The following is a 25,775-nucleotide window of genomic DNA, read 5'->3' as shown; positions in this document are numbered from 1 at the left end:
TTCTCACTCTCCCCATATCTACTGCCTAATGTAATTGTCCATTTTTCTCTAATACGGCCATCTGCTCGAGCAGCATAATACCGCTTAATTCCGTACTTAACTGCACCACGGCATCTGGCGTCTGTACCCATGAATTGCTGAATACCGCTTTATCCTCCGCTTTGCCGTACTGCCATAAGCTGTCTGCGTTTGTCTCAAGTATGCCAATCAGTTCCTTCTGCTCCGGACCATCCGGTTCAGCAGCAATCAGCTCTCCTACATAACGAACTAATACACCTTTGAACAAGCCACCGTCCCCTTCACCTTCCGAAGGAAGCATGCCGGTTGCAGGAGATAGGAATATGTCCTTCAGATTAGCTGCCGTTTGGCGGGCATCCTCCAGATAAGCCTTATCTTCTGTCGCGTGGTATAGCTCTACGCCGGCTCCGATATACACACCTTGGCCGTACGTGAATTGCCAGTCCTTATCGATATTGCCATCGCCAGTCCGGTTAATGCCGTCCCATACGAGCCCGGTATCCGGATCAACGAGCGTCTGCTTTTGCCAGTTGTAAATCTTCTTAGCCCAGTCCAGATCTTCCTCGTTCTGAAAATGTTCATAGAGACGCGCCGCCAAAATCGCAGCTGGCGCATTCGCCGGCGTATTCTTATAATCGATTTGCTCTTTGCGCCATGCGATGCCGCCGCCTATCTCCTCATTCCAGCCGCCTTTAATTTCCTCCCACAGTTCAAGCGATGCCTGCTTATACCGATCATCCTTGGTCGCATCATAGGCTCTTAGCCAGGCAAGTGCCATCCATTCCATATCATCGTAATAATCGTTAATCATTACGCCGGCATTACGGTCGAGTAGTCCCTGATACAGCTTGACGAGCTGCTCGGTATACCGTTCATCACCGGTACGCTCGTAACCATCTGTTAATACATCTACGGCATGAGCCAGCCACCAGTAATTGAACGGGTCAGAGCACAGCTGCGCAATACATGGTGCCGCATTACTAAAGAGTCCACGTTTCTCGTCCCAGAACGAGCTCGAGAGTTCAAGCTGCGCTTCTTCCGCCCGCTCCTGCCATAAGGTAGAGGGGGCAGTTGTCTCGTTGTTACGCGTCTGTTGCCAGATAACGGCCGCCGCAAGAATGAGCAGCACGGCCAAGCCGGCTATCAGCTTCTTTTGTTTCAATTCGAATCCCCCGCTTACCCTTTAGTCCCCGTAAAGGCAATGCCTTGCACGAAATACTTCTGAAGAAGGAGGAACAAGATGAGAATTGGTAAAATCGCGATCAGCGCTCCGGCCATCATGGGTCCAAAGTCGGTCTGATGGTTATACGAGAAGGCCTGTAGCCCCATCTGAATCGTTGCTTTCGCCGGATCGTTCAGGATGATCATCGGCCAGAGGAAGTTATTCCAGCCTCCTTGGAAGGTGAAGATCGCAAGTGTTGCAAGTGCCGGCTTAGTCAGCGGCAGGTAGATGTTCCAGAAGATACGGAACTCTCCAGCGCCCTCGATCCGCGCCATCTCCATCATGTCGGAAGGCAAGGTCAAGAAGAACTGACGCATGAAGAAGACCGCGAAGGAACCTGATGCACCTGGCAGGATAATCCCCCAGAACGAGTTCAGGAAGCCGTTGCCTCCGGCTCCGAGAATGTCATTGCCGCCAATAAGCGGAAAATGCTTCAGTACATAGAAACTCGGGATCATCGTAACGATACCCGGGATCATCATTGCAGCAAGCAGAATGCGGAACAATGGCTTATTTAGCTTGAAGTTCAGCTTTGCAAAAGCGTAACCACTGATTGAACCAAAGAACAGGTTACACAATACACCTGCCGTAGCCAGGATAAACGAGTTAGCGAAATAGCCGGCAAAGGGAACCGTCGTAAATGCCGATCTATAATGCTCAAGAGTAAGCTTTGACGGAATCCATTTGATAGGTACCTCGAAGATTTCATTACTTGGTTTGAATGATGTAATCAGACTCCAGAAAAATGGTAAAAACATGGCTATTGCTATGCCCACCGCGACTACGTAAAACAAGACGGTAACCAGCACCTTTTTCAAGGCCTGAGAAGGCAGCTTAGGTGTAGGCGTTGAAACTGATGTAACAATTGGCTGTGCCATATGAAGTCCTCCTAAAATGAATGATCATCCATAGCTGTTTTAAAGCTAGTTGTGATTATTCATACCTCGTAAGCATTATCACACAATGGGCTCTTCAGATTTATTAATGCGCATGTTAATGAAAGAAAAGATCAGGATCGCTACTGCGAGCACAAAGGCTTGTGCGGAAGCGTAACCCATCTTGAGCTGGTTGAAGCCCTGATTATAAATCAGGTATACCGGCGTCTTGGTCACGTTGCCCGGACCACCTTGCGTCAGAACAAAAGCCTGGTCAAACATCTGAAGCGCCCCGATAATCGCCATCGTGCTGACAAGGAAGGTTGTCGGCCGGAGCTGCGGCCATGTAATGTAGCGGAAACGATTAAAAGCGGTCGCACCATCAAGTTTAGCGGATTCATACAAATAGTCTGGTACACCTTGCAGGCCGGCAATATAGATGACCATATTAGAACCTACCGACTGCCATAAGGTCACCATAATAATAGATAACATTGCCGTCTCCGTCTGAGCGAGCCAAGCCGGACCTGTAATACCAACATAACTTAGAAGATTATTAACAAGACCAAACTCCGGATGAAGCAGCCATATCCACACCGTCGCAGCCGCAACGGAAGAAGTCAGTGTCGGAAGATAGTTCATTGTGCGGAACAGCTTAACGCCAAACCGCTTGAAGTTAAGGAGCATGGCAAGCAATAAGGAAATAATGATGTTGAGCGGTACGAAGATTACCGCGTAGAAGAATACATTTTTAAACGTCGTCCAATACAAATCATCTTCAAGCATCTTTTTGTAGTTATCGAGTTTAACAAATTCCATCCGGCTGACCACATCATAATTCGTAAAGCTTAAGTAGAGCGCCATGATGACTGGTATAACGGTAAAAGCGATAAACAGCAGCATCGTTGGTGTAACAAACAGATAGGCCATGCGGGCCTGATGTTGGTTCAGCTTACCCATTGAAGACATCAGCACTTCTCCTTTCCTTGTGCAAGCGTAAACGGCTGCACCCTCCTTATGAGGAGCATTCGTTTCGCGGGTGAAAATATAAGCGCAGTATAGAATAAATTGATACTTTCTTATATTTTGAAAAGTGATAAAGGGAGGTCTCCCTCCCTCTATCCCTCTTCTATAAGCTGTAAGGCTGCGATATTATTTTACGTCTTCGTTGTCTGCGAGCTGCTGATCTCCCCGCTGCTGCGCTTTCTTCAGAGTTTCCTCTGCATTTTGCTTCTTCTGCTGGAACAACTGCAGGTTCGGAATAAGTGCTTCGGTCTCCATGACGGAATAGCCAGGGTGAGCCGGGCGAACTTTTGCGAATTCAAGCGTATCGAGGAATGGCTTATAGAGCGGATCATTTTGGAAGAACGGATCTTCCAGCGCCGGTTTGTAGCCTGGGATGTTAAGGCTTGTTTTCGCCCACATCAGTGCATTGTCTTTGTTAGCCGTCCACCATTTGATGAACTCCCATGCTGCTTCCTGATTCTTCGAGGCTTCCGGAATAACAAGGCCAAAGCCACCCATCACGCCGCCCTTGTCTCCATTTGGTCCTGCCGGAGGAGGAACAACTCCAAAGTCCAGATCTTTACCATATTTCTTATAAGTGCTGAGCATCCATGGACCGTTATAAGTCATAGCAACCTTGCCAGTCGCGAAGGCATCTGTCCCTTCGCCAAGACCTTGCTCGAAGCCGACCTTATACACTTTATCCTGATTCAGCATGCGGTCCCAGAAATTAAGCACCGCCAGACCCTTTTCATTGTTGAAGTTTGTTTTGCCGTCGTCAGTCAGCATTTGAGCGCCTGCTTGCTGAAGATACATATTAAAGAGGCCGTTATCACCAAGGGAGAAGCCCGACACTTCTAGCTTGCTTCCATTCCACTTCGTTGTCTTAATTGCCGCCTGCTCGAGCTCATCCCATGTCGTAGGAGGTGTCGTTACACCTGCATCAGCCAGAAGCTTTTTATTATAGAAGAGCGCCCGGGCATCTACCGTTAAAGGGAGGCCGTAAAGCTTGTCGCCATTGGTCAATTCCTTCAGTGCTTCTCCGTAGAAATCATCCTTATTTAAGCCGTCCGTTGTCATAAATTCATCGATCGGGTGAAGGACATTTTTCGGAGCATAGAGTGGTGTACGCCATCTATCCCAGAGCAGAACGTCCGGTGCGCCGCCGGATGTAGCAGCTGTCAGGAACTTCGTAATCAAGTCCTGCTGCAGCACATATTTGACATGGATTTTATCCTGCGACTTATTAAAGGCATCAACCATCGTCTCGAATTGCTTCTGGCCGTCACCAGCCCAGTCACCCCAGAACGTCAGATCTACTGCTTTGCCGCCGCCAGAATTCCCAGATGCGTTATCCGCTTTCTCATTTGTCCCGCTGTTTGCATTCGTATTGCTGTTACCGTTGCTGCTTGTAGATGTGTTTGCGCAGCCAGCTGTTGCTACAACTGTGACCAAGGCCATCATCGTGATCCATTTTTTCACTTTTCATGCCTCCCTTTTTTAGTTACCCTATCTATTTCAAAAGAAAGCTGCATTTATTAGCAGGTCTCTCTATGAAATCGCTGTTATTTCGTCTGCACTTTAATCCCGCAATAATCGAGAAGAAGCTCGCTGAACATCATGTTCGCCCAGGAGAACCATGGACGGCTGAACTGATACGGGTCATCCACATGGAAACCTTCATGCATGAAGCCAGTTCCGGCAGTTGTTGCCTCCATGAGAGTAAGCAGTCTTTCCTTCTCGGAACGATCCTCCGTCGTTAAACCCTGCATCGCCAGCGCAATATGCCAGATGTATTGGTCAGGCGTATGCGGACTGCCGATTCCGGCTGCTGCTTCGCCTGCGAAATAATAAGGATTGCTGCTGCTCAAGATAAAACTTCGCGTATTGCGGTAGATCGGATCCTCCTGCGAGGTATAGCCTAGATATGGAATCGATAAGAGGCTTGGGACATTCGCATCATCCATAAAGTTGTAATGGCCAAGTCCATCTGTTTCATAAGCGTAAATTTTTCCGAATTGCGGATGCTCGGTAATGCCGTAAGTTTGAATACCTTGATCAATTTCCCCGCCAAGCTTAGCCGCACGAGCTGCAAGCTCTTGGTCGCCAAGCACTTCTTCCGCAATTTCCTTCAAATAGTTCAACACAACAACCGCAAACATATTCGCTGGAATGAGATAGCCGTATGTACAAGCATCGTCACTTGGGCGGAAGCCGCTCCATGTCATACCGGTATAGCCAGTCTCTGTCCCTTTCCCCTCACGGAGAAGCGTATCCGTTGGTGCACAGTTAAAGCGCTGGAACCTATAAGGTGAAGCGGTCTCGTGATTTTGCTCCGTTGTCCATAGATTCAGAATTGCATCTGCCGCCTGCCTGAACGTCTCATCAAATTGCGAGGTGCGGCCGGTATTCTTCCACAGCAGGTAGCTGAGCTGGAGCGGATAACAAAGCGAATCAATTTCGTACTTGCGTTCCCAGATGGAAGGGCCTGTATCTGTCAGGTCATCCTGATGACCTTTCCCCGTTGGTCCGTTGTTGAAGGCATTCGCATACGGATCAATGAGCACCGAGGCCATTTGTCTACGGACCAGACCTTCAATTAGATCAGCCAGCTCGGCATCCTCAGATGCCAGCACCAGAAACGGACGAAGCTGAGCCGCCGAATCACGAAGCCACATAGCTGGTATATCACCTGTTATAACAAATGTCGTACCATCTGGCATCCGCTGAATAGTTGTCTGCAGTGTATTATGGATCGCCTTCTCGAATATTGCGGCCCAATTGGGGTGGTCCGGTAATTTATCCTTTATACGATCCACCAGTTTTGTGAGGGATACAGGGATTTCTGTCGATTGAGCCATGCTATTCCTTCCTCCTTGTTGCCGTTAATCAATGATTTGTAAAACGCTTTCATTTGATATTGCTATTATATTGGCATGCATATGGTATGTCAATATGTATTTTTTTATATTGTTTATACCAATCTTTTATACTATTTACGCAGGACTTATGGCACACAAAAAAAGCCCCTCATCTGGAAACTTGAGTTCCCTTCCGCCATACCTCGACAAAATCACTGCCTGGACTCAACAAAAAACAGCCTCCAAGAATGGAGGCTGTTGTCGCCTTAATCATGCCTTATTGTTTAGCCTGACCTGTCGAGTCGCTGATGACGAGCGAAGCATCCAGCAGGATTTTATTTGGTACGGATTGTCCACCCCAAAGCTTGAGCACGTTCTCGAAAGCAACACGCCCCATCTCATGCTGGTTCTGACTAAGGTGAGTGAATGGATATCGTCCGTTCGTCTCGGGACAGTCAAAGCAGACGATTGAATAGTCCTCAGGTACAGACTTGCCCATCTGCCGCACCGCTTGATAAGCAATCTGCCCGATATTATATTCAGTCGCAAACAGCGCTGTAATCTGCGGATGCTTGATCAGATGGTCAATAATCTTCTGAATATCCATCTGCTTATTCTCTTCTGTATTATGCTTCGGGAGCGTAGACGTAATATTCTCCATCCAGATCTCACGGTCCACAACAATACCTTTCTCCGCATGGGCCTGAATAAACCCTTCGATCCGCTCCTCAATCGCGGTTGTATCAACCGGCGGAGGGGTAAGAAAGGCAATTGATTTGTGCCCAAGCTCGAACAGATGGTCTGTACCATCCTTCGCCGCGCCTACATTGTCTGTTGCAATTGAACTCGCCGAAATGCCTTTCAAATGGCGGTCGACAAGCACAAATGGAAACTGATTGATGACCAGTTTCAAGATCTCCGCATTAAAATATTCGCCCTGCGCAGGGAAAATAATGAGGCCATCTACCCCAAGCTCCAGCAGCCCCTTAATAGCTTCCTCTTCGAGAGCCGGATTACCAAACGTCCGCCGAAGGACCAGATAACAGTTATGCTGGCGCGATGCCTCCTCCATGCCATAGATCAATCCATTGCCATAGCTGTCCGCAAAGTCCGTAATGACAAGGCCGATCAGCAGTCTGCCGTCTTCTTTACGCGTCTTTTGAGCCGGAATGCTTGCGGCGGCGGACTGCTTCGCCTGCGGCGTTGGCTGATCGGATACGAACGAGCCTCGGCCCGGCTGCCTCACTATATACCCTTCAGTGGCCAGCAGCTCAAGCGCCTTCTTGCTTGTGATCCGGCTGACATTATATTCGTCGCCTAGCTCCTTCTCGGAAGGAACACGGTCGCCCGGTTCATATTTCTTCTCACGAATGTCTTCGCGGAGAGCTTCAAATATACGCTCATACATCGGTTTCGATGATTCATTCATCCTGTTCGTTCCCCCGTCTTCCACCTGACAAGTGTTCAATATATATAATAATATATCATGATATATGTTATTTGCCAAGTTGAATTGACATATCAACCTCAGAAGCGGAGAAAGAGAAAATGTATCGGTTAGATTGGCATTTCCTTACCTGTATAATCCACAAAGTTGAACTTGCCTTGAGGTACAATCCGGCCCTCGAGCATATCGAGAATGCCCTTCGAGCTTTGCCGTGGATCAGTAGGAGCCTGCTCCCCGCCCATGTCTGTCTTCATCCATCCCGGATGCACACTCACTACTTGAATTCCCCGCTCCCTCACAGCGGAAAGCAGCTGTTGAGTGAACATATTTAATGCTGTCTTCGTTATCCCATACGGATAATCGCCCGGATAAGCATTCGTGATGCTGCCCGCTTCAGAGGAAATATTCATAATGGCTGCGCCCGGCTCCGTTAAGAGAGGAAGGAAATGCTTCACAACTCGCATCGGTCCAAACAGATTAATATCAAAAGACTGCAGAACCTCGTTCATATCAAGCTCTTCGATTGGTGTATTCCGCGCTGCTAGAATCGCTGCGTTGTTAATAATGGCACCTAACGTCCTTCCTTGCTCCTTCAGAGAAGCCGCTAGAACAGCCAGTCCAGCCTCATCCGTAACATCGAGTTGTACAGTCTCAAGCTGCTCAACATACTTCTCTTGTAAACCCGCCAGCTTTTGGCTTGTCTGCCTTGCTCCAGCTATTACATGATGGCCGCGCTCAAGCGCCTCAATTGCCATTTCATAACCAAGTCCCCGATTGGCACCCGTAATAAGTATATTCATTGTTCCAGCTCCTCCCTTATGATTGCCATTTGTTGATCCGCCATCCTATCCCCTCCGTATTTGCACAACCTGAGATATTGAGATCGCTTTCATAACGGACTGTCGTTATCAGCTGTCTGATATTCGTCCAAGCCTCTTATGTCAATTAATGATAACATCTGGGAGAGATTGTTCAATATAAAACTAGAAAATCACGACAAGTATGAAAAAAGAAACGCCGCTGACGCGCCCGCCCAATACTATGTTGGATTTATTACAGTAGAATCCCGGCTGCTACTCTTACTTGCTCGGCTATGTTGGATTCCATACAGCATAATGAGCTCATATCAGACAGTAACTATTCAATTAGCCTGATTATGTTGGATGGAATCCAACATAATCAGGCTAAGTGACAGCACTAAGCTCTACTTTACTGGAGAAAATCCAACGTATGGCGTAACATCCCTCTCATTCCCGCTAAAGTAGTGTCTCCGGTTACGTAACCGGTTTCTCAAATTATATGGGCGTGAAAAAGTTTATGTCAATCGCGCTAGTATAGTTAATTTTTTTACTAAAGTTCTCGATTATTCCGATAGATTTTCCGATAGGCAGCAGGTGTAAGGTTCTCGAATTTCCTAAACGTCTTTATAAAATAACCTGCATCAGCGAAGCCCAGCTCGTCGCTGATCTGATTAACAGCCAGCTCCGTTGTCTCTAGCAGCTCCTTCGCCCAGCCAATCTTTAGATGAGGGACAAACACCGAAAAGTTCTCCCCTGTCTCCTTCGTAAAGATCCGGCTGAAATAACTTGGACTGACATGGCACAAGGCGGCCATATCCTTTAAGTCCACATTCTCGTGCTTATGCCGGAATATATGGTCAAAAGCAGGTTGTAAGAGCGAATTACCTGCCTGATAAACATTAGAAGACTTCTTGATCTTCTTTTCAATTAATGTATTCGACAGCTCGCTTTGCAGCGCTTGTATATGCTCATAAGAGGAGTCTGGTGCATGTGCCGGATGCTCCAGCGTTATAGAATTACGGTACATCTCAAGCATATCGCTCTTCCGAATCGCTTCCTCTACGATATAGTTGCATAGATGGAACAGCATATCCGCAATCTTCTCAACCTCTTCGAAGGACAAGACTGGCAGCGATTCATATTCCTCGCTTAGCGCTTTAAACTTTTTATCCGTCTCCACATTGGGAGGTCTCGTTACAATCTGCTCGATTGGCACATCAGGATCACGAAGCTTGACCTGCCCCGCCATGACGGCACCAATATATTGATCATCGACTACAATTGGAATGGCGATATCAAGTATTTGAAAATGGCACTGATATATATAAGGCTTATTCGACCGCACCGCCTCAAGCCCGCCCCGCGCATCACATTTCTGGCAATAGGAAGATAGAGCGGGATCCTCCCTCACCGCTGAGCAGAATGCCTGGCACTGGCTATGCTTCGATACAGGGACACCTTTGTAATCCACTGTAATAATGGCCATCCTCGTGACCAGCGACATTGAGTCCTGCAGCTTATGCCATTTATCTATATCCATAATTTTCTTCAAATCGTATCGTGAATTCATCTTGTTCGCCCCAAACGTCCAGCCTAATGTGTACAACATTATTATACTCGAAGGCGGACTGATGACAAAATAGTACAATTCCAGGTCGTTTTGCACAAAAAAACACCATCAGATTATGCATAAATTTGCGCTTATCGTACAATGAATCCCCTTTCATAAACGCTTATAATGGCAGTAATCAATTCATTTCCAGGAGGTCATTCATAATGAGAAAAGCATTTATTAGTCCAAGTAAATATGTTCAAGGTGAAAACGAACTTCTAAACCTGGGGTATTTTATTCAAACGTACGGTGATTCCGCCCTTCTTATTGCTCATCCAGACGATGTGAAACGTGTAAAGGACAAGCTGGACTTCACTTCAAATAAATTCAATATTACGCTTGTAGAAAGCGGTTTCCGCGGAGAATGCTCCCGTGATGAGATCGGGCGGCTCAAGGACCTCGCTCGTGAGAAAAACTGTTCCTGCACAATTGGTCTTGGCGGAGGAAAAGCGATTGATACGGCGAAATGTGTAGCGGAAGGCGATGCGCTTATTATTGTTCCAACCATTGCCGCTACTGATGCTCCAACAAGCCATTCTGCTGTTATTTATTCGAATGAAGGAGCTTTCGAGGATTACGCTTACTTCAAACAAAGCCCAAGCGTCGTGATGATCGACACTACCGTTATTGCGAATGCTCCAACCCGCTTCCTTGTATCCGGYATGGGTGACGCGTTATCGACGTATTTCGAAGCGAGAGCAACTTCCCGCTCCTTCTCCAAAGTGAATGCTGGCCTGCCAAACGGCGTACACGCTGGTGCAGCACCGATTGCCCGCGGCACTAAAGCTGCATTTGCCCTTGCAAAGTTGTGTTATGAAACACTGCTTGAAGACGGACTCCAGGCGAAAGCAGCTTGCGACAGCAACAAAGTGACGCCTGCTCTTGAGAACATCATCGAAACAAATATTCTGTTGTCCGGTCTTGGATTCGAAAGCGGCGGACTTGCAGCAGCACATGCGATCCATAATGGCCTGACTGTACTCGAAGGTACTCATCATTATTTCCATGGCGAGAAGGTTGCTTTTAGTACAATTGCTCAGCTCGTTCTTGAGAATGCGCCGAAGGAAGAAGTGAATGAAGTACTCGAGTTCTGCGTATCTGTTGGACTCCCGGTATGTCTTGCTGACATCGGTGTAAACAGTATGACGGAGGAGGAGCTTGCTAAGGTAGCTGAGCTGGCCTGTATCCCAGAGGAATCGATTCATGCTATGCCATTCCCGATTACGGAGGAAGCTGTAGCAGCTGCGATCATTGTAGCAGATCAGCTCGGCCAGGCTTTCAAACAAGGAAGGAACTAAAAACATGAAAAAAATCATGAATCAACCGGAGACGCTAGTAAGAGAAATGTGCAACGGTTTTGTTATGGCGCACCCGGGTTTGGAATTTGTCTCTAAATATAAAGTGATTAAAAAGCAGAACATTAATACTTCTAAAGTGACATTAATAAGCGGCGGCGGCAGCGGACATGAACCCGCTCATGCCGGGTTTATTGGCAAAGGTATGCTTGATGCAGCCGTATGCGGCGACGTATTTGCTTCTCCATCTCAAATTCAGGTTTACCAAGCGATCAAGTCTACAGCCAGCGAACAAGGTACGCTTCTTATTATTAAGAACTACAGCGGCGATATGATGAATTTCAAAAATGCTGCAAACCTTGCTGCGGAAGATGGCCTCCGGGTCGATTATGTCAAAGTGGATGACGATATCGCAGTTGAAGACAGCCTGTATACGGTTGGTCGTCGGGGCGTTGCTGGGACAGTACTCGTTCATAAAATTGCAGGTGCAGCAGCGGAAGCGGGTATGACTTTAGGACAGGTGAAGTATGCAGCTGAAAATGCGATTGCTAATGTCAGAAGCATTGGGTTCGCTTTTACCTCCTGTACAGTTCCTGCCAAGGGCACTCCAACGTTCTCGATTGGCGAGGACGAAATGGAGTACGGTGTTGGCATCCATGGTGAGCCAGGTATCCGTAGAGAAAAGCGTATTTCCGCAGACGAGCTGGCAAATCGTATGGTGTCTGAACTATTAGCAAGCTTGAACTTGAAAGACCATGCTGCAGAGGAGATTGCTGTACTTGTTAACGGCTTTGGCAGCACCCCTCTTCAAGAGCTGTACCTGCTCAATAACGCTGTGATGCGTGAATTGCATACAAAAGGTATTGCCGTAAATAAAGTGTTTGTCGGCAATTACATGACGAGTATCGATATGGCTGGAGCATCACTCTCCATTATGAAGCTGGACGAGCAGCTGAAGCAGCTTCTGAATGCAGAATGCGACACATCTGCTTTCCTCGTACGCGGCGGAGATGCTTCCCAGCCTGTGTCTTATGTGGCGCTAGAAGAGCTAGAACAAGTCGGCCAATCGGTGTCTTACCGAGTGGAGACAAGCGAAGAGTCTGCGGTAGTAGAGAGAAATAAGCTGTCGCTTAACAATATGATTTATCTCATTGATAAGATGAGCGAGATTATTATTGAGAATGAAGTGCCTTTCTGCGAGCTGGATTCCCATGCCGGCGACGGCGACTTTGGCATGAGTGTAGCCAAAGGCTTCAAGCAGCTGAAATCGGAGTGGAATGAAATCATTCGTGAATCCGCCGATATCGGCAGCTTCCTGCATGCCTGCTCGCTCATCATTATGGAGCATTGCGGCGGCGCGTCCGGTCCAATCTGGGGCTCGGCTTTCCGTGCAGGCGGCAAATATGCTGAAGGCAAAACAGAGCTTTCGGTCGCAGAGGTTGCAGTGCTGCTCGACGCTGTTGTGAAGGGTATTCAAGCGACTGGAGAAAGATCGTTTGGCCGCGGTGCTGTTGTTGGCGATAAGACTTTAATCGATGCGCTGATTCCTTATGCGGAAAGCTGGAAGTCGGCTGCTGTTGCTGGAACAGAGCTGAAGGCTGCCGGTATTGCAGCTGCTGAGGCTGCTGTCCAAGGCGCCAAGCAAACCGCGACGATCGTTGCCCGTATGGGCCGCGCCGGCACGGTTGGCGAACGCAGCATCGGTTATCCTGATGCCGGCGCTTATGCACTTGGTGTTATTTTCACGGGACTATCGGTTGTGTTGAAGTAATAACTGTTAGATTTTAGGACCTAAACAGCAGCAGTCATGGACAGACCTAACTGCTGCTGTTTTATTAAACAAACATGTCTGTCAGCATAATAAATAAGAAGCGCATAATGAGTTAAGTTTATTGCGAGAATAACAACGAAGTGCAGCATCATATGAGTAAAGGAGAGGCGCTTAGTTCATGTCAAATAAGAAGAACTACTATTCATTCGAAGATCCAGCCGGCACTACAATTGAATTTCAAGCCACCAGCTTACAGCAGGCCATGGTTATTAAGAAGAACAAAGCCCAAGAACTTGGGATTCCTAAAGAAGCTTTCGAACTAGTAAGCATTCGCAAAAAACCAAGCCAAAGCGAAATCGCTATTTCAGAGTAAAATAGACGGTGAACCCCTGCCATTCAACTAACGTCCACTAGGAAGAACACTAAAACGAGACCATGGAAAGCCCTAGACAATTGGAGAACATCTGCCTTTGGTTAGGTGTTCTCGAATACCGTTAGACACCCGCCATGAATCCTTCTCATAGACTGTTCTTAAACTCTTGCGGTGTCATCCCAAATTGTGTTTTAAACAGCTTAATGAAATATTGCGGCTTCTGATAGCCGACTTCATGCGCAATTTGACTTATCTTCAAATCCTTGTGATTCAACAATTGAACGGCTTTCTCCATTCGCAGGCGAAGCACATAATTGGAGAAATTCTCTCCTGTCTCCTGCTTGAATAGGTTGGATACATATACGGGATGCAGATTGACATGATCGGCTACCGTTTGAAGCGTTATATCAATGATATTTTCTTGTATAAATCGGCGAATGCGTTCCATCAAGTCAGATCGTATATTGTCCGAACGTCTGTCGCTGTAAGCTTTGATTTGGATAAAACTGCTGTAGGCCCATTCTTTTAACGGCTCCACACTCCAGCTGGCATCAATTTTCAACATCTTCTCAATATCTCTTCCAAACACATCAAAAATCCTTTTACCTTTCTTGTGCAAATAATAGGAGTAGGCTTGCAGTAAGGTAACGTAGATTTCAACCCCGTATTCACGGGCTCCACTGCCTGCACCTTCAAGCTCATCAAAAATCCGGTTCAGCTTAGTCTCAAATGCCGTCCACTGTTCGAAGTCAATTAACTCCATAAAAGTATGGGAGCGATAAAGCTCCGCAAGCGGCTGAATTTCAAAAACTTCTTTTTCTTGCGTCGCATGAAAAAAGCTTTCCGTCTGATAGCCTATGTAATCGGTATAGATCGATAATGCTGAGTGATACATGGGCATGATGTCCTTAGGGAATGCTCCCCAATTGCTAAGTACAATGGAAACTTTCGACTTTAAATATAATTTGATTTGATGCTGGGAGAGCCTGGCCAAATCTTCTATACTAGCTTTTTCCGTTTGTTCGATCTGATTGGCTTGAACCAGGAAAATCAAATAATCATGTGAATCTTTACAATACATCACATTTAACTTGTTCGTAAAAACTTCTTCTACGATATTAAACATGGCATATTCGATTAACGAGAGACTATAAAGATCCGTATTCGAATAATCCTCCTCTACTCTCATACATAAGAGGATCGCCTCCTTTTCAACAGAAAAGGGAAGACCATATAACTGGATCTTGTCCTTCAAGTCAGATAGGGGATAATTTTTGCCTGATATCAGATCAAACAAGAACATTTCTCTTAATTTCGGCAGACTTTCCCGGAAACGGTAAGCAAATTTTTGCTGATTGACCAGCTCAATTCCTTCTTCTGTAATCCGATCAATAATAGTTCGGAGGGTTTGTTCCAATTCCTCGTTCGACACCGGCTTGAGCAGATAATCGCATACTCGCTGCCCAATGGCTTCTCTCGCATATTGAAATTCATCATAGCCCGTAATAATAACAGCCTTCGTGTTCTTCCATTTCTCATTTATTCGGGCGATCAATTCGAGACCAGTCATTCCGTTCATATGGATATCCGTCACCACAATATCCACGGAACGATAATTCAGCAGCTCAAGAGCCTCTTCGCCGGAGTAGGCCTTGTAGACATGGGAAATCCCCATTTGCTCCCACGGAAGCCCAATTGCCAGACTATCAACCAAGTGGGTGTGATCATCCACGATCAATATTTCGTACATATATTATGTTCCCCTTTCCATCAGGTCACGCTTTCCTTGCTGCTCCAGCTTAATTGTACGCAAAGTCCGCCTAAATCGGATTGACTAAGCTGCAGGCCTGAGTCGCTGCCGTACATAAGCCGCAGACGTTGATGAACATTTTTCAGCCCGGATTCTATCTCTTCGTTGCTCGAATAAATCTTCTTTCGGATAGACTCGATTACCGAGTAATCCATTCCAGTACCCGTATCCTCAACGGCTACATGATTCATCCCCTCTTCACTCCAGCACTTGATTTGAATCATTCCGTAACCTTGTTGATTATTGAATGAATGAAGAATCACATTCTCAACAAGCGGCTGCACAATTAACCGCGGCACTTCGAGATCCTCCATCTGCGGCTCAATGTCTATATGAAATTCAAAATCGTCTCGGAGCATGCAATGAATTTCCAGATAGAAATGGATCAAGTCCAGTTCATCTTTCAGTGGCACCATCTTGCTTCCCGTCTTTGTCGTATATCGATAATATTTACTCAAATTCATGGTCATCGAAATGGCGGCTTTGTTTTCATTCAGCTCAATCATACTTTTGATATAAGCAAGCGTGTTATATAGAAAATGCGGGTTAATCTGCGATTGCAGCTGCTTTAGCGTCGCATCCTTCGACCGAAGCTGTTCTTTATACACATCCACAATCAATTCCTCTATTTTTGATGCCATGGAGTTAAATCGCTCATAAAGAAACCGGTACTCCCCTTTTGGCTTATCTGTCATTCTGACGGAATAAATCCCTTTTTCGATCAAATTCATGTTGCGGATCATCTTCCGGAATGGAATCTGAATATTACGATACATAACAAAGGCCAGATAGGCTCCCATAAACAGAAGCATACCGCTTATCACATAAAACATGGTCTGGTTCCGACTGATAGGCGCCATAATATGACTGATGGGTACGTAATCAACAAGGTACCAATCTAATGATTCCAGCTTTTGATAATGAACCTGAAACTTCGTCTTATCGGATTTCAGTAACAGGTATCCACTTTCTTTCGAGGGATCGATCTCCTTAAGCCGTGGTAGAAACTCATCGATTTGCTTCACATTAACCGAATAATTATAAATAGGTTCTGCACCTGGATGGTACAGGAACGGATCTCCCGAACCATTCGCTTTAAATTCAGATAAGGCGCTTCTTAGTGCCGCTACGCCGAATTTAAGCACAACTCGCATATGCGCCTCGCCTGACTCCGCTGAGTTCTCAGGATAAGATAATATCTCCATGAAATAATCTTCATTGGCATCGGAATAGTATTGCCAGAATGTATCCTTGGTCGGAAGCTCCTTTGGAAGAGCATTCAAGCTGGAGTTGCTTTTGATGACGATTTGGGTCTTCGGATAAACAACAGCGATCACGGCTTTCCAATCCCCATAACCGGCAAGCCGATTAATTTCTTCAGAAACGGTTCGATTGATTCTATATTTACCTAAGACATCGTCAAGCAAATCAGGGTAGGCTAAATTTCGTACATCCGTGCTTTCATACAGCATTTTCTTATAGGTGTCCAGCCGGAAAAACAACTGATCCAATTGATTGGCGAACGTTTCAATCTGATATCGCTTTACCTTAATAATCTCGTCCGTTAATACATTCGTACTTGTTCGATTCGACACAGCAAATAGGAGTAGGATTGGGATAAGTAAAATTAACAAAGTAGCTATCAATTTGGTGAATATATTGAATCTGCTCATGATGGATTATCCTCTCCACTTCGAGCCTGAAGCTTAAATTCAGAGAACTGCTTTCTCAATTCAGCAAAAACAATGTCAAAGCCCGCCTTCTTGAGGGCTGCGAGGGCATCTTCATAATAGTGATCGTAACTGGCCAGTCCAAAATTGATCGGCTCGAATTTCTCCTTATAGACCGCCATGACTTGCGCGATTTCATTCTTAACGGGGGCCTCGTTGAAATGAAAACCAAATAGTTTCGATATGCGAGAGTTCTCGTCATTCTTAAGCATATCATCGATAATGTCGTCCTCTACACTAGCTGGCGCGATAAAGTAGTCCTTATTCCGCCACATCCATTCGTACATCAGCTGATCATTGGTTAATTGCTTAATTTTACCGTTCTCCAGCTCATAGTCCTTGCCTTCTACCCCATAAATAATAAAATTGTAATTTTCTTTGCTATGCAAAATCCAATTCATAAACATCATCGCGCGCTCAGGATTTTTTGATGCTGAGGTAATCATAAAGGCTTCATTGCTTGGGGTCGTAATATACTTGGGTTTCGCCGTTGCAAGATAATACTCACGGAGTCTTGCATTTGGATCGGCATTCCGTGCCGTTTGCAGATTCTCCATCGCCCTGGACACCGCACCTACACGGAAAAGAAGCTTACCGGCATTCTCCTGGTCGATCTTCGCTGCTGGATTACCTACAAGATTCTTATCAATAATCCCTTTATTCACCCATGACTCACGTAATTGAGCTACTTTTTTGAATAAATCAGATTCCACGTAGCTTAACATCTCTCCAGAATCCTCATCCACCATAAATAACATTCGTTCATCCAGTGAGGAATAGTTGCGATCTGTTAATTCACGCCACAACAATTCATGACCACGATCGGTCTCCAAGTAACCGTAATAGCTCGGATCTATCGCATGCATGCTTTGGTAAAACTGTTCTAAATCAGCTATCGTCTTAATGTCTGTCATGCCAACCTTCTCCAGCAAATCCTGGCGGACCATGACAGATGAGAATTTCCCGGCGGACGTAAAGGCTTGAGACGGTATCGCCCAAAGCTTCCCGTCAATCCGGTTTTGCTTGAAGTTTTCATCGGGGATATGTTGAATAAGATCCTGACCATATTGGTCAAGAAGCTCATCTAACGGTTGAATATAACCTTTCGTGGAGTAGACAGAGACAAATGGTGCACCGTACCAGAACAAATCGTAATCTTCTCCCGTTGATAAGGCGAGCTCCAGCTTTTGCTGGTAATTCGACCATGGGATATACGTCAATTCAAGATTCATATTCAAATCTTTCTTCAAGCGATCGTTTAATTCATTCTCAACAAAGTCACCCATACGCGCCGACTGGTCACCAGGCATTATCATTTTTAACGTGACAAATGATTCTGGAGCACCCTCAACTTCGTTATTCGCTAGATCAGTATTAGGGGATCCTTGCGAACGTGATTGGCCTGGGCTATTAGAATGGTTGAATAAGATGTACATAAGAAATAAGAAAAGTATCGCAACACTACCAATTACAGCAGCAGGCTTCATCTTATAATGCTTCCCCTTCACCATAGAGTCTCATTGCTAGTCTACACTAATTCTATTAACGTGAATACGCTTACCATCATAGAACAGGAGCACATGAATACTACCGTCATGTGCTCCTTTATTCCTTTCAACCTTTAGTTTATAAATTGTACAAACTGTAAGAACCGTTTGATCATAACAGCGGCTTCTGCTCGGCTTGCAAACGCAGCAGGATCGATTGTCGTGTCTGATTTCCCTTTCATAATTTGAGAAGTGAGTAACTCAGCAATTGCAGGTTTAGCCCATGCGCTAATGGAACCTTTATCCGTATATTTCTCAAGAGCATTTTCATTTACTTCGACGGATTTGTTCACATAGCTCAGCGCTCTAGCTAGCATAACAGCCATTTGTTCACGGGTGACTTGTTCATTTGGTTTAAATGAACCATCCGTAAAGCCGTTAACGATTCCCGCATCAACCGCTGCTGCAATCGCATTTGCGAACCATTCACCTTTGGCTACGTCACTAAATGTGGCTGCTTTATTCGGAACACTGAGTCCAAGGGAACGAACAAGTATAGCCGTGAACTCTGCACGAGTAATTGATTTGTCCGGTGAGAAGCGATTAGGTGCCTCACCGTTTATAATCCGCTTGGCAGCCATTAATTCGATATCTGCTTTTGCCCAGTGACCATTAAGGTCAGCGAACGTTTTGCTGCCTGAGCTAGACACCACCGCATAAATGCTATTCCCATTTCGTTTGATGACAACTTCTGTATGGCCCCCATTATCTTGAAGGAGCGATGGAACAAACGTAAATGTCCCTGTATCTGGGTTGAATAGAAGTGCAGTCGTATTCGCTTGATCAAGAGTTCCCGGCACCATAACCGTTCTCTCGATGTAGGTGCTGCCAAAGCTAGCGATCTCGATTGACTGTCCTTTTGCTTGAACAAAGATTTTGTAATCCAGAGCAGGGGCAAGCAATGTCAACCCTTCTTTACCTGCCTGTTCAGTCAATAGATCCGCCGTCTTGCCTGCAACTTTGTCGATGACAATACTTATCGTCATATCTCCAGTACTCACGCCTAGCTTTTGTGCTAAAGCTGTGAGGCCAAACGATTGGACAGGAACCTTGTAGCTGCCAAAATCCGTCTGTACTAGTATTGAAGCATTCAGCAGTCCATTGCCTGCCTCTGCTAGTGCAGATGACGGAATATTGACCTTCACACTTCCACCTTTGTTTTTCAATTCGATAATAACCGAATTTGATTTTACACTAGTTGGTTTGTTGTGAAGAGCTTGGAACGCATCCTGTAGCTTCTTCGAATCAATGGTTGCTTCAGTTACGCCATTTGTTGATGGAATAATGGTTACTCCATTTTGTCCCAGCTTGATTCCGTTCTCCGTAAGTTCGAGAGCTGGTTGTGTCGATGAGCCGCCGGTGGACGGATTCGAAGTTGAACCCGACGCAACTGTCACCTGGAATTGCTGTTCCAGATTGCCATCAGAAGACTTAGCCGTAATCACAGTGCTGCCAACGCCAACCGCCTTGACCAAGCCAGCAGCAGATACATAGGCGACTTTCTTGTTTGTTGAAGACCACACTACTCTTTTATTGCTAGCTTCTGCAGGTGCTACTGTCACACTAATTTGGGCAGTGGAGTCTGGAGTCAATTGAATTTGGTTTGCCGTATTCGCCGTTAAACCCGTAACTCTAATTGGTGCTGCGGCAGCACTATTCGATACGTCTACACGACCTAGATTCAGCCATCCGTCACTATTCTGCTCCGCATTAGCGAAACGGAATTTCTTGGCGTCTGCATTGATCTGCTCTAATGGATTCACGTAACGCATCAATATTTGATAGCTTCCATTACTTAATTCCGGGTTGCTAGTGGATTCAAACAGCTTATTGTTATCAAATCCATTCGTATTTGGAAGAACATCCTTCAGATCCCAGCCTGGTTCCCATACTTTCACAATGCCATCTTCTGATTGCGCAGCAAGCTCTACCTTCCAGTTGTAGTAGAACGGCGCTACTCCTTTGTTTTCAAGCTCTACTCCTACCTTCAAGCTTCCATCCGATGCGTCCAGATAGGTTGCAGGCACATAATATTCATAGCCCATGCTGCGCGATCCTTCTGTCGCTCTTGCTAGTGCCGCAGACTCCAGCGGAGTTTGGAATATTCCTTGTGCAATTAACCAGGATGCATGGGTCAAGTCTAGACTTGTATAGTAATCTTCACCTTGGGCACCCTCGATCGGTGTCGATGGTTCATTGTATACTGGCGGATCATTGTTCCACATCTTCACTTGAATTTCCGGTCTCATCTCTCCGCCCATGCTGTTTGTTTTCCAGAAATCCGTTACCCCTGCGTCATTAACTCTTCCCCAGAAGTGCCAGCCTTGCCCTCCAAGACTTGGCGGGAGTGTCTGGAATGCAAAGGAATCATCATGATAGCCGACATCGAAGTTTTTGGTTTTAAGGGTGCTGTTGTCCATTGGATAACGCAATACGAGCTGTGTTTCGTTAAATGCGTTATCCATGTCGGTAAGAACCCGCTTCAGATTGGCGTCGGTTGGCATTAAGTTTGGTGATTTAATATTTCCGTCATACGGGTACGTATGCCACTCGCCCCAGAAACCAATCAATCCGATTGTCAGGAAACCGATGCGAGGATCACCGTCATAGCGTGCTCCTAGTGCCTCAATGAAATTGTCCAAAGCTCCCATTAGATGCTCATCATTGTAATCCGGTGCTAAACTCGTTGCATCTTTACCGTTGTTGTATTCCGAATAAGCATACGTGTCCAGCCCTTCATCGATAAGGAATTGCGGTATTCCTGAAGGCTTATTCGGATAGTCCAGATAGACTCTAAATACAGCTTGGTTGCCTCTGGATGCTACGGCTTCAAGTCGTTTGTCCAGCTCCGTCCAATCAAAGTCATTCAGGTTGTTCATCAGCTTATTAAGCGGCAAGTAGAAGAACTCCATGCTGTAAGGCAGCTGTGTCGGCTGATCTCTCCAGTCATCGCCTTCCGTGAAATAGGATTCCTCCGCTGCATCATAGAAAGGAAGGAAGCCCTTGAGCGGATTGTCTACAGGTGCACTTTGATACGTAAGCGCATCCGTTCCTGCAGATGTTGCCCAAGCTGGCGGTGCAGGGTGGTCAACAGGCTCTGTTGTTGAGCCCCCCCCTGATCCGCTGGTTCTGCCGGCTAACGCATAGAGGCTAATCTGGTCAATGCTGAGAACATTGTCAGATTGATTTATTGGACCAAAGCCGAATTGAATTTGAAGAACTTTGCTAGAGTTGAACACAGCGTCACAAGCGTCGCAGCCTTGCCATGACGATTGAACGAATGAGCTCCAAGGAATTCGAACCATTCCTTTGTAACCTGCAGCGATGGATAGGGAGCCTCCGCCAAGAGTGGTTGATACCCAGCCCCCAGCAGCTTGATAGAACTGTACAGTTCCTCCTTGTTTTAAGGAAAACTCGCCTTTTGGCGCATCAGTTACAAGCGAAATGTTCAAGTCCATAGCTTTGTTGCTTGGCGACGTATTGTTGACCCAGAAGGTGAGTCCGTCAAAAGCAGACCAATCTGATTCCGCCTGGTTAAAGGCTGCACGTTTGATGTTTACCCAATCGGATGTCGTTTTGCCCGGAGGAGGAGAAACAGAAAACTTTATTGCTTGACTGCCATTCGAGACATTCACATGGTCAATCGCACGAAGCGTAGACGGCTCTCCGGATTCCCAGTCTATCTTCCAGATATTTTGCAATGCTGCATCATCAGCATACGATTCAAAATCATCCAATATTTTATCTGCCCGGTAGAGCATGATGTCATCAATAGTGATGACGTTATGACTATAGCCCGCTGGCGGGTATCCGAACTGAAGTCCGGTTACTTCGCTTGGATCAAGCGCGGCTGCGCAGTCTGCCTGAACACCGTCGCACTGCCACGCGGATTGAACAAATTGATCCCAGGCAATCTTCACGACACCCTTGAAGCCTGCAGGAACATTAAGCGAGCTTCCATTAAATGCTGCAGGGTGCCAGCTTCCATCAGATGAGATCGTTAAGGCCGATCCGCCTTCTTTTAGCCCAAACTCGCCTTTCGTAACAGGGGTTTGGAGTGCGACATTTAAGCTGAAATCCTTATTATCGTTTGTTGTGTTGTCCACCCAGAAGCTTAACCCGTCATACTTGGACCAGTCTTTCTTCTCTGTAGGAATGGAATGAATGATATTCGACCACTCCGAATCAGCAATTGCAGTCGAAAGCTTTAGGCCCTTGCTTCCGCTTGATTGGCCTAGTGCTCTTGTAACGGAGCCCGGTTTGTCGGACCATGCTTCCGTCCATGCTTGCCCAAGAGCAGCGTTATCTGCATAGGATTCGAAATCGTCTATGAGCCCCGGTTTGTCAGAACCAGAACCTGAACCAGGATTGGTGCCTGGATCAGTGCCGGGATCCGTACCAGGATTCGTATCTGATTCATACTTGTCTGTAAAGTAGATTTCATCTATATAGATTGTACCGGTAGTATCCCAAGCAGCTTGTGAAATCGCAATGCTCCAGATCGTTTGTGATAAATTCACTCCTTGGGCAGGTAAGTCGATTACGATATCCTTATAGCTTGTTGTTATCGTATCACTGCTGAATTGTCCGAGTGTTTTCGTCACACCGCCAATACTGACATTGACCTGATTCTCTTCGCCTCCGGCGGCTCCTTTCACCCGGATAACCAGTTTGCTTGTATCTGCAAGGTTTCGTCCGATATTGGTCTCCATACGTGACATATTTTGATATTGCAGCGTTAATGCGCCATTCTCAACAACACCAGCGCCATTCCCATTGGCAAAATTGCTTGATCCTGTCCATTGGTTCAGATCATTTGCAGTCTCTCCAGACCAGGCTGGCGTACCGTCATAATCATCTACGAGTAAGCGCTTTGGCGGCGCCGGCGGTGAAGTTGGAGGCTCCGAACAAGGTGAAGTGCAATCCCCTACCCGTACTGGCCCCAAATTCAGCCAACCTGCACTGTCTTGATCCGTATTCGCAAATCCTACCTTTTTCGCCTTATTGCTTATAGCCTCTAACGGATTAACGACCTTCATCACTAAATAGTAGTAACCGTCATTCAAGTCTGGTTCAGCAATTGTCGTATCGAAATAATAGGGTTCACCAAATGGGACATATTTCGGATCGCCAGATACATTCCATTCGGGATACGTTCTGATCTCCGAAGGCATAACCTTGGTCATATCCCATGTTGTATCCCACTGTTTAACAAGCTTACCCGTTGCACTCTTAACTCCCAGCTCTACTTTCCAAGGATAAGAGAAAGGTGCAACACCATTATTCTGAATGGTTACACCGACCTTAAGCGGGTCACCTTGAGCAACATCATTATAGTAGGAGCTCTTCACATTCAAGTCGTAGCCCATCTTTCTCACGCCAGCGGCAACAGCTGCATTGTTAGCATCATAGCTGCTGATACCACCTTGGTTGATCATCCACGTCGCATGCGTCAGTTCAATATCATCCATAGCATTATCCACATTAGAGCCGCCAGCAAAGAAATTGCTCTGAATTTCCGGCCGCACTTCACCGCCAACCGATTCTGTTATCCATTTGTTCTCCGAACCAGCTTCCAGCATCTTGGTCAAGAACGAATAATAGGCTCCGTCCATACTCTCAGGCTGCGTTACGCTTTGCAGCGGATCACCTTCCTTATATCCGAACGAGTCATCATGGTAGCCCATATTGTATTCCGATGCACCAGGCAGGCCAGGATATCGGACCTCTATCTTCGTTTGATCGAAAGCCGTATCATATGCGGTGAAAAGTTCTTCGATTGTATCGGCATTAGGCATGTAGTTCGGCAGCCCGTCTGCATCATCCTCATCATAAGGGTAAGTATGCCACTCCCCCCATAAACCAACGAGGCCCATATGAATAAACCCAATACGCGGGTCACCATCATACTTTGCACCAAAAGCTTTAATAAAGTTCGTCAAATACGTGACCATTAACGGATCGTCATAATCAGGTTCGTCCTGGTTAAAGGTATCGTTATGACGCATCGCAACACCGCTGTCGTGAATAAACGCCGGTACAGCATCCTCTTTACCCGGATACTCCAGATAGACTCTAATCGCCGCCTGATTCCCTCTTGCCGCAATGGCATTTAGCGCTGGCTCAAGACCAGCATCAAAGGTATAGGAATCCGGGCCATTCATTACCGCTTTCAGCGGGATATAATACCATTCCAAGCTGTGGGGAAATGAAGTTTCCGTTTCCCAAGGATAGAAGGGAGCGAATCCTTTCAACGGATTGTCCAGCGGGCTTGGTGCATAGGTCAGGTCATGCTTGGTTAGAGCATTATCCACCGCAGGACTGGGATAGGGATTCGTTGGTACACTCGCGAGGGTTGGGACTGGGGCTGGGTCCGCACTAACTCTGCTCGGACTATTCCCAAAGAACGTGCTCAATAACAAGCTTACAATGAGCATCACTTTTAATGATGATTTCCTAAGATCTTGCACGGATAATCGTTTCATCAAAATCCTCCTTTTAATTTTGAAAGCGCTGTCAATGCGCAGCAAGTTAATCCGGACTCACAGAAGTCCGGATACCTATTAACCTTTTGTCGCACTGAAGGCGATCCCTTCAATAAATTGCTTTTGGAATATAAAGAAGAGAATAATCATCGGAACGACCGCCATAAAGGCACCTGCCATTAACACCGGGTAATCGGTCCCAAACATAGACACTAACGTCGCTATGCCTGATGACAAGGTCATCTTTTCTGGAGAGCTGTTAATAATAAGCGGCCATTGCAGCTCATTCCAAGCCCACTGCAGTTGAATAATAACAATAGCTACCAAAGCCGACCTGACCAAAGGAAGCATGATATGCCAATAAATTTGGAACGGATTGCAGCCATCCAGCACGGAGGCTTCTTCCAATTCCTTCGATATACCCATGAAAAATTGCCTTAGAAGAAAAGTAGCAAAAGGGCTGATCAATGAACAAATCCAAAGAGCAGTAACAGTATTGACGAGTCCTAAGTCACTCATCATCATGTATTGCGGCGTATAGAAAACAGGATTCGGCACCATCATGACCGAGAGAAGCAAGATAAACAGAAGGGAGCTTCCTGGAAACTTTATTCGAGCAAAGGCATACGCCGCCATTGAACTAAAAATAACCGGAAACACGGTCTTCATTACAGCTGAAATAATCGTATTGAGGTAATAATGCGGAAACTCCGATTGCTTGATTGCCTCAATATATCCTCTAAGGCTAGGAGCATCCGGGAAATAACGGATCGGAATTTGCGTAGCCTCCGTCGTTGTCTTCAGCGAAGTCAGCACCATCCATACAAATGGAACAAGCATAGCAATGGCACTAATAATAAGAATGATATGAACAACCAGATTGATCTTCCTAGGCGATAAGCTGTGCATAGTTAGGTCTCCTCC

General features: G+C 46.2%; 16 protein-coding genes. 3 read left to right on the top strand and 13 right to left on the bottom strand.

Features of this window, described 5'->3' with window-relative positions:
- Positions 1-25: 25 nt before the first annotated feature.
- The 8 genes from AB4Y93_RS07740 to AB4Y93_RS07705 all read right to left on the bottom strand — a co-directional run bounded on the left by AB4Y93_RS07740 (position 26) and on the right by AB4Y93_RS07705 (position 9,798).
- The gene (locus AB4Y93_RS07740) at positions 26-1,180 is read right to left on the bottom strand and encodes a glycoside hydrolase family 76 protein (protein WP_441890612.1); all 1,155 of its coding nucleotides are present in this window, start codon (positions 1,178-1,180) and stop codon (positions 26-28) included.
- Between the two features lie 14 nt (positions 1,181-1,194).
- Positions 1,195-2,118 (bottom strand): carbohydrate ABC transporter permease, encoded by a 924-nt coding sequence (locus AB4Y93_RS07735; protein WP_441890610.1) that lies wholly within the window; start codon positions 2,116-2,118, stop codon positions 1,195-1,197.
- A 78-nt stretch (positions 2,119-2,196) separates the two neighbouring features.
- Entirely contained in the window at positions 2,197-3,084 is an 888-nt protein-coding gene (locus AB4Y93_RS07730; protein ID WP_441890608.1) for a carbohydrate ABC transporter permease, read from the bottom strand.
- Positions 3,085-3,267: 183 nt separating this feature from the next.
- Positions 3,268-4,602, bottom strand: a complete 1,335-nt coding sequence (locus AB4Y93_RS07725; RefSeq protein WP_441890606.1) for an ABC transporter substrate-binding protein — start codon at positions 4,600-4,602, stop codon at positions 3,268-3,270.
- Between the two features lie 83 nt (positions 4,603-4,685).
- A complete protein-coding gene (locus AB4Y93_RS07720) occupies positions 4,686-5,981 on the bottom strand; it encodes a glycoside hydrolase family 125 protein (RefSeq protein ID WP_441890604.1) in 1,296 nt (431 codons plus the stop codon).
- Between the two features lie 277 nt (positions 5,982-6,258).
- The gene (locus AB4Y93_RS07715) at positions 6,259-7,410 is read right to left on the bottom strand and encodes a GntR family transcriptional regulator (RefSeq protein WP_441890602.1); all 1,152 of its coding nucleotides are present in this window, start codon (positions 7,408-7,410) and stop codon (positions 6,259-6,261) included.
- Positions 7,411-7,538: 128 nt separating this feature from the next.
- A complete protein-coding gene (locus AB4Y93_RS07710) occupies positions 7,539-8,228 on the bottom strand; it encodes an SDR family oxidoreductase (protein WP_441890600.1) in 690 nt (229 codons plus the stop codon).
- 550 nt (positions 8,229-8,778) lie between these two features.
- Positions 8,779-9,798, bottom strand: coding sequence for a PocR ligand-binding domain-containing protein (locus AB4Y93_RS07705; protein WP_441890598.1), 1,020 nt, complete (start codon positions 9,796-9,798; stop codon positions 8,779-8,781).
- 206 nt (positions 9,799-10,004) lie between these two features.
- Here AB4Y93_RS07705 and AB4Y93_RS07700 point away from each other — a divergent pair, with 206 nt between their 5' ends.
- The 3 genes from AB4Y93_RS07700 to AB4Y93_RS07690 all read left to right on the top strand — a co-directional run bounded on the left by AB4Y93_RS07700 (position 10,005) and on the right by AB4Y93_RS07690 (position 13,279).
- Positions 10,005-11,138, top strand: coding sequence for a glycerol dehydrogenase (locus tag AB4Y93_RS07700; protein ID WP_441890596.1), 1,134 nt, complete (start codon positions 10,005-10,007; stop codon positions 11,136-11,138).
- Positions 11,139-11,142: 4 nt separating this feature from the next.
- Positions 11,143-12,906, top strand: a complete 1,764-nt coding sequence (gene dhaK / locus AB4Y93_RS07695) for a dihydroxyacetone kinase subunit DhaK (RefSeq protein WP_441890594.1) — start codon at positions 11,143-11,145, stop codon at positions 12,904-12,906.
- Positions 12,907-13,084: 178 nt separating this feature from the next.
- The gene (locus AB4Y93_RS07690; protein WP_441890592.1) at positions 13,085-13,279 is read left to right on the top strand and encodes a hypothetical protein; all 195 of its coding nucleotides are present in this window, start codon (positions 13,085-13,087) and stop codon (positions 13,277-13,279) included.
- A gap of 145 nt (positions 13,280-13,424) precedes the next feature.
- Here AB4Y93_RS07690 and AB4Y93_RS07685 read toward each other — a convergent pair whose 3' ends face one another.
- The 5 genes from AB4Y93_RS07685 to AB4Y93_RS07665 all read right to left on the bottom strand — a co-directional run bounded on the left by AB4Y93_RS07685 (position 13,425) and on the right by AB4Y93_RS07665 (position 25,760).
- Positions 13,425-15,029: a response regulator transcription factor gene (locus AB4Y93_RS07685; protein WP_441890590.1), complete on the bottom strand. Its 1,605-nt coding sequence runs from the start codon at positions 15,027-15,029 to the stop codon at positions 13,425-13,427.
- Between the two features lie 20 nt (positions 15,030-15,049).
- Complete coding sequence (locus AB4Y93_RS07680) at positions 15,050-16,762, bottom strand: sensor histidine kinase (RefSeq protein WP_441890588.1); 1,713 nt, start codon at positions 16,760-16,762, stop codon at positions 15,050-15,052.
- Complete coding sequence (locus AB4Y93_RS07675; RefSeq protein ID WP_441890586.1) at positions 16,759-18,306, bottom strand: ABC transporter substrate-binding protein; 1,548 nt, start codon at positions 18,304-18,306, stop codon at positions 16,759-16,761. Before AB4Y93_RS07675 ends, AB4Y93_RS07680 begins: the two co-directional genes overlap by 4 nt.
- Positions 18,307-18,440: 134 nt before the next feature.
- Positions 18,441-24,851: an S-layer homology domain-containing protein gene (locus tag AB4Y93_RS07670; RefSeq protein WP_441890584.1), complete on the bottom strand. Its 6,411-nt coding sequence runs from the start codon at positions 24,849-24,851 to the stop codon at positions 18,441-18,443.
- A 78-nt stretch (positions 24,852-24,929) separates the two neighbouring features.
- On the bottom strand, positions 24,930-25,760 hold the full coding sequence (locus AB4Y93_RS07665) for a carbohydrate ABC transporter permease (protein WP_441890582.1): 831 nt from the start codon (positions 25,758-25,760) through the stop codon (positions 24,930-24,932).
- Positions 25,761-25,775: the final 15 nt, after the last annotated feature.

Source organism: Paenibacillus sp. YAF4_2 (genome assembly GCF_052113225.1).
GTDB lineage: Bacteria > Bacillota > Bacilli > Paenibacillales > Paenibacillaceae > Pristimantibacillus.
This window is presented reverse-complemented; position numbering and strand designations above follow the sequence as displayed.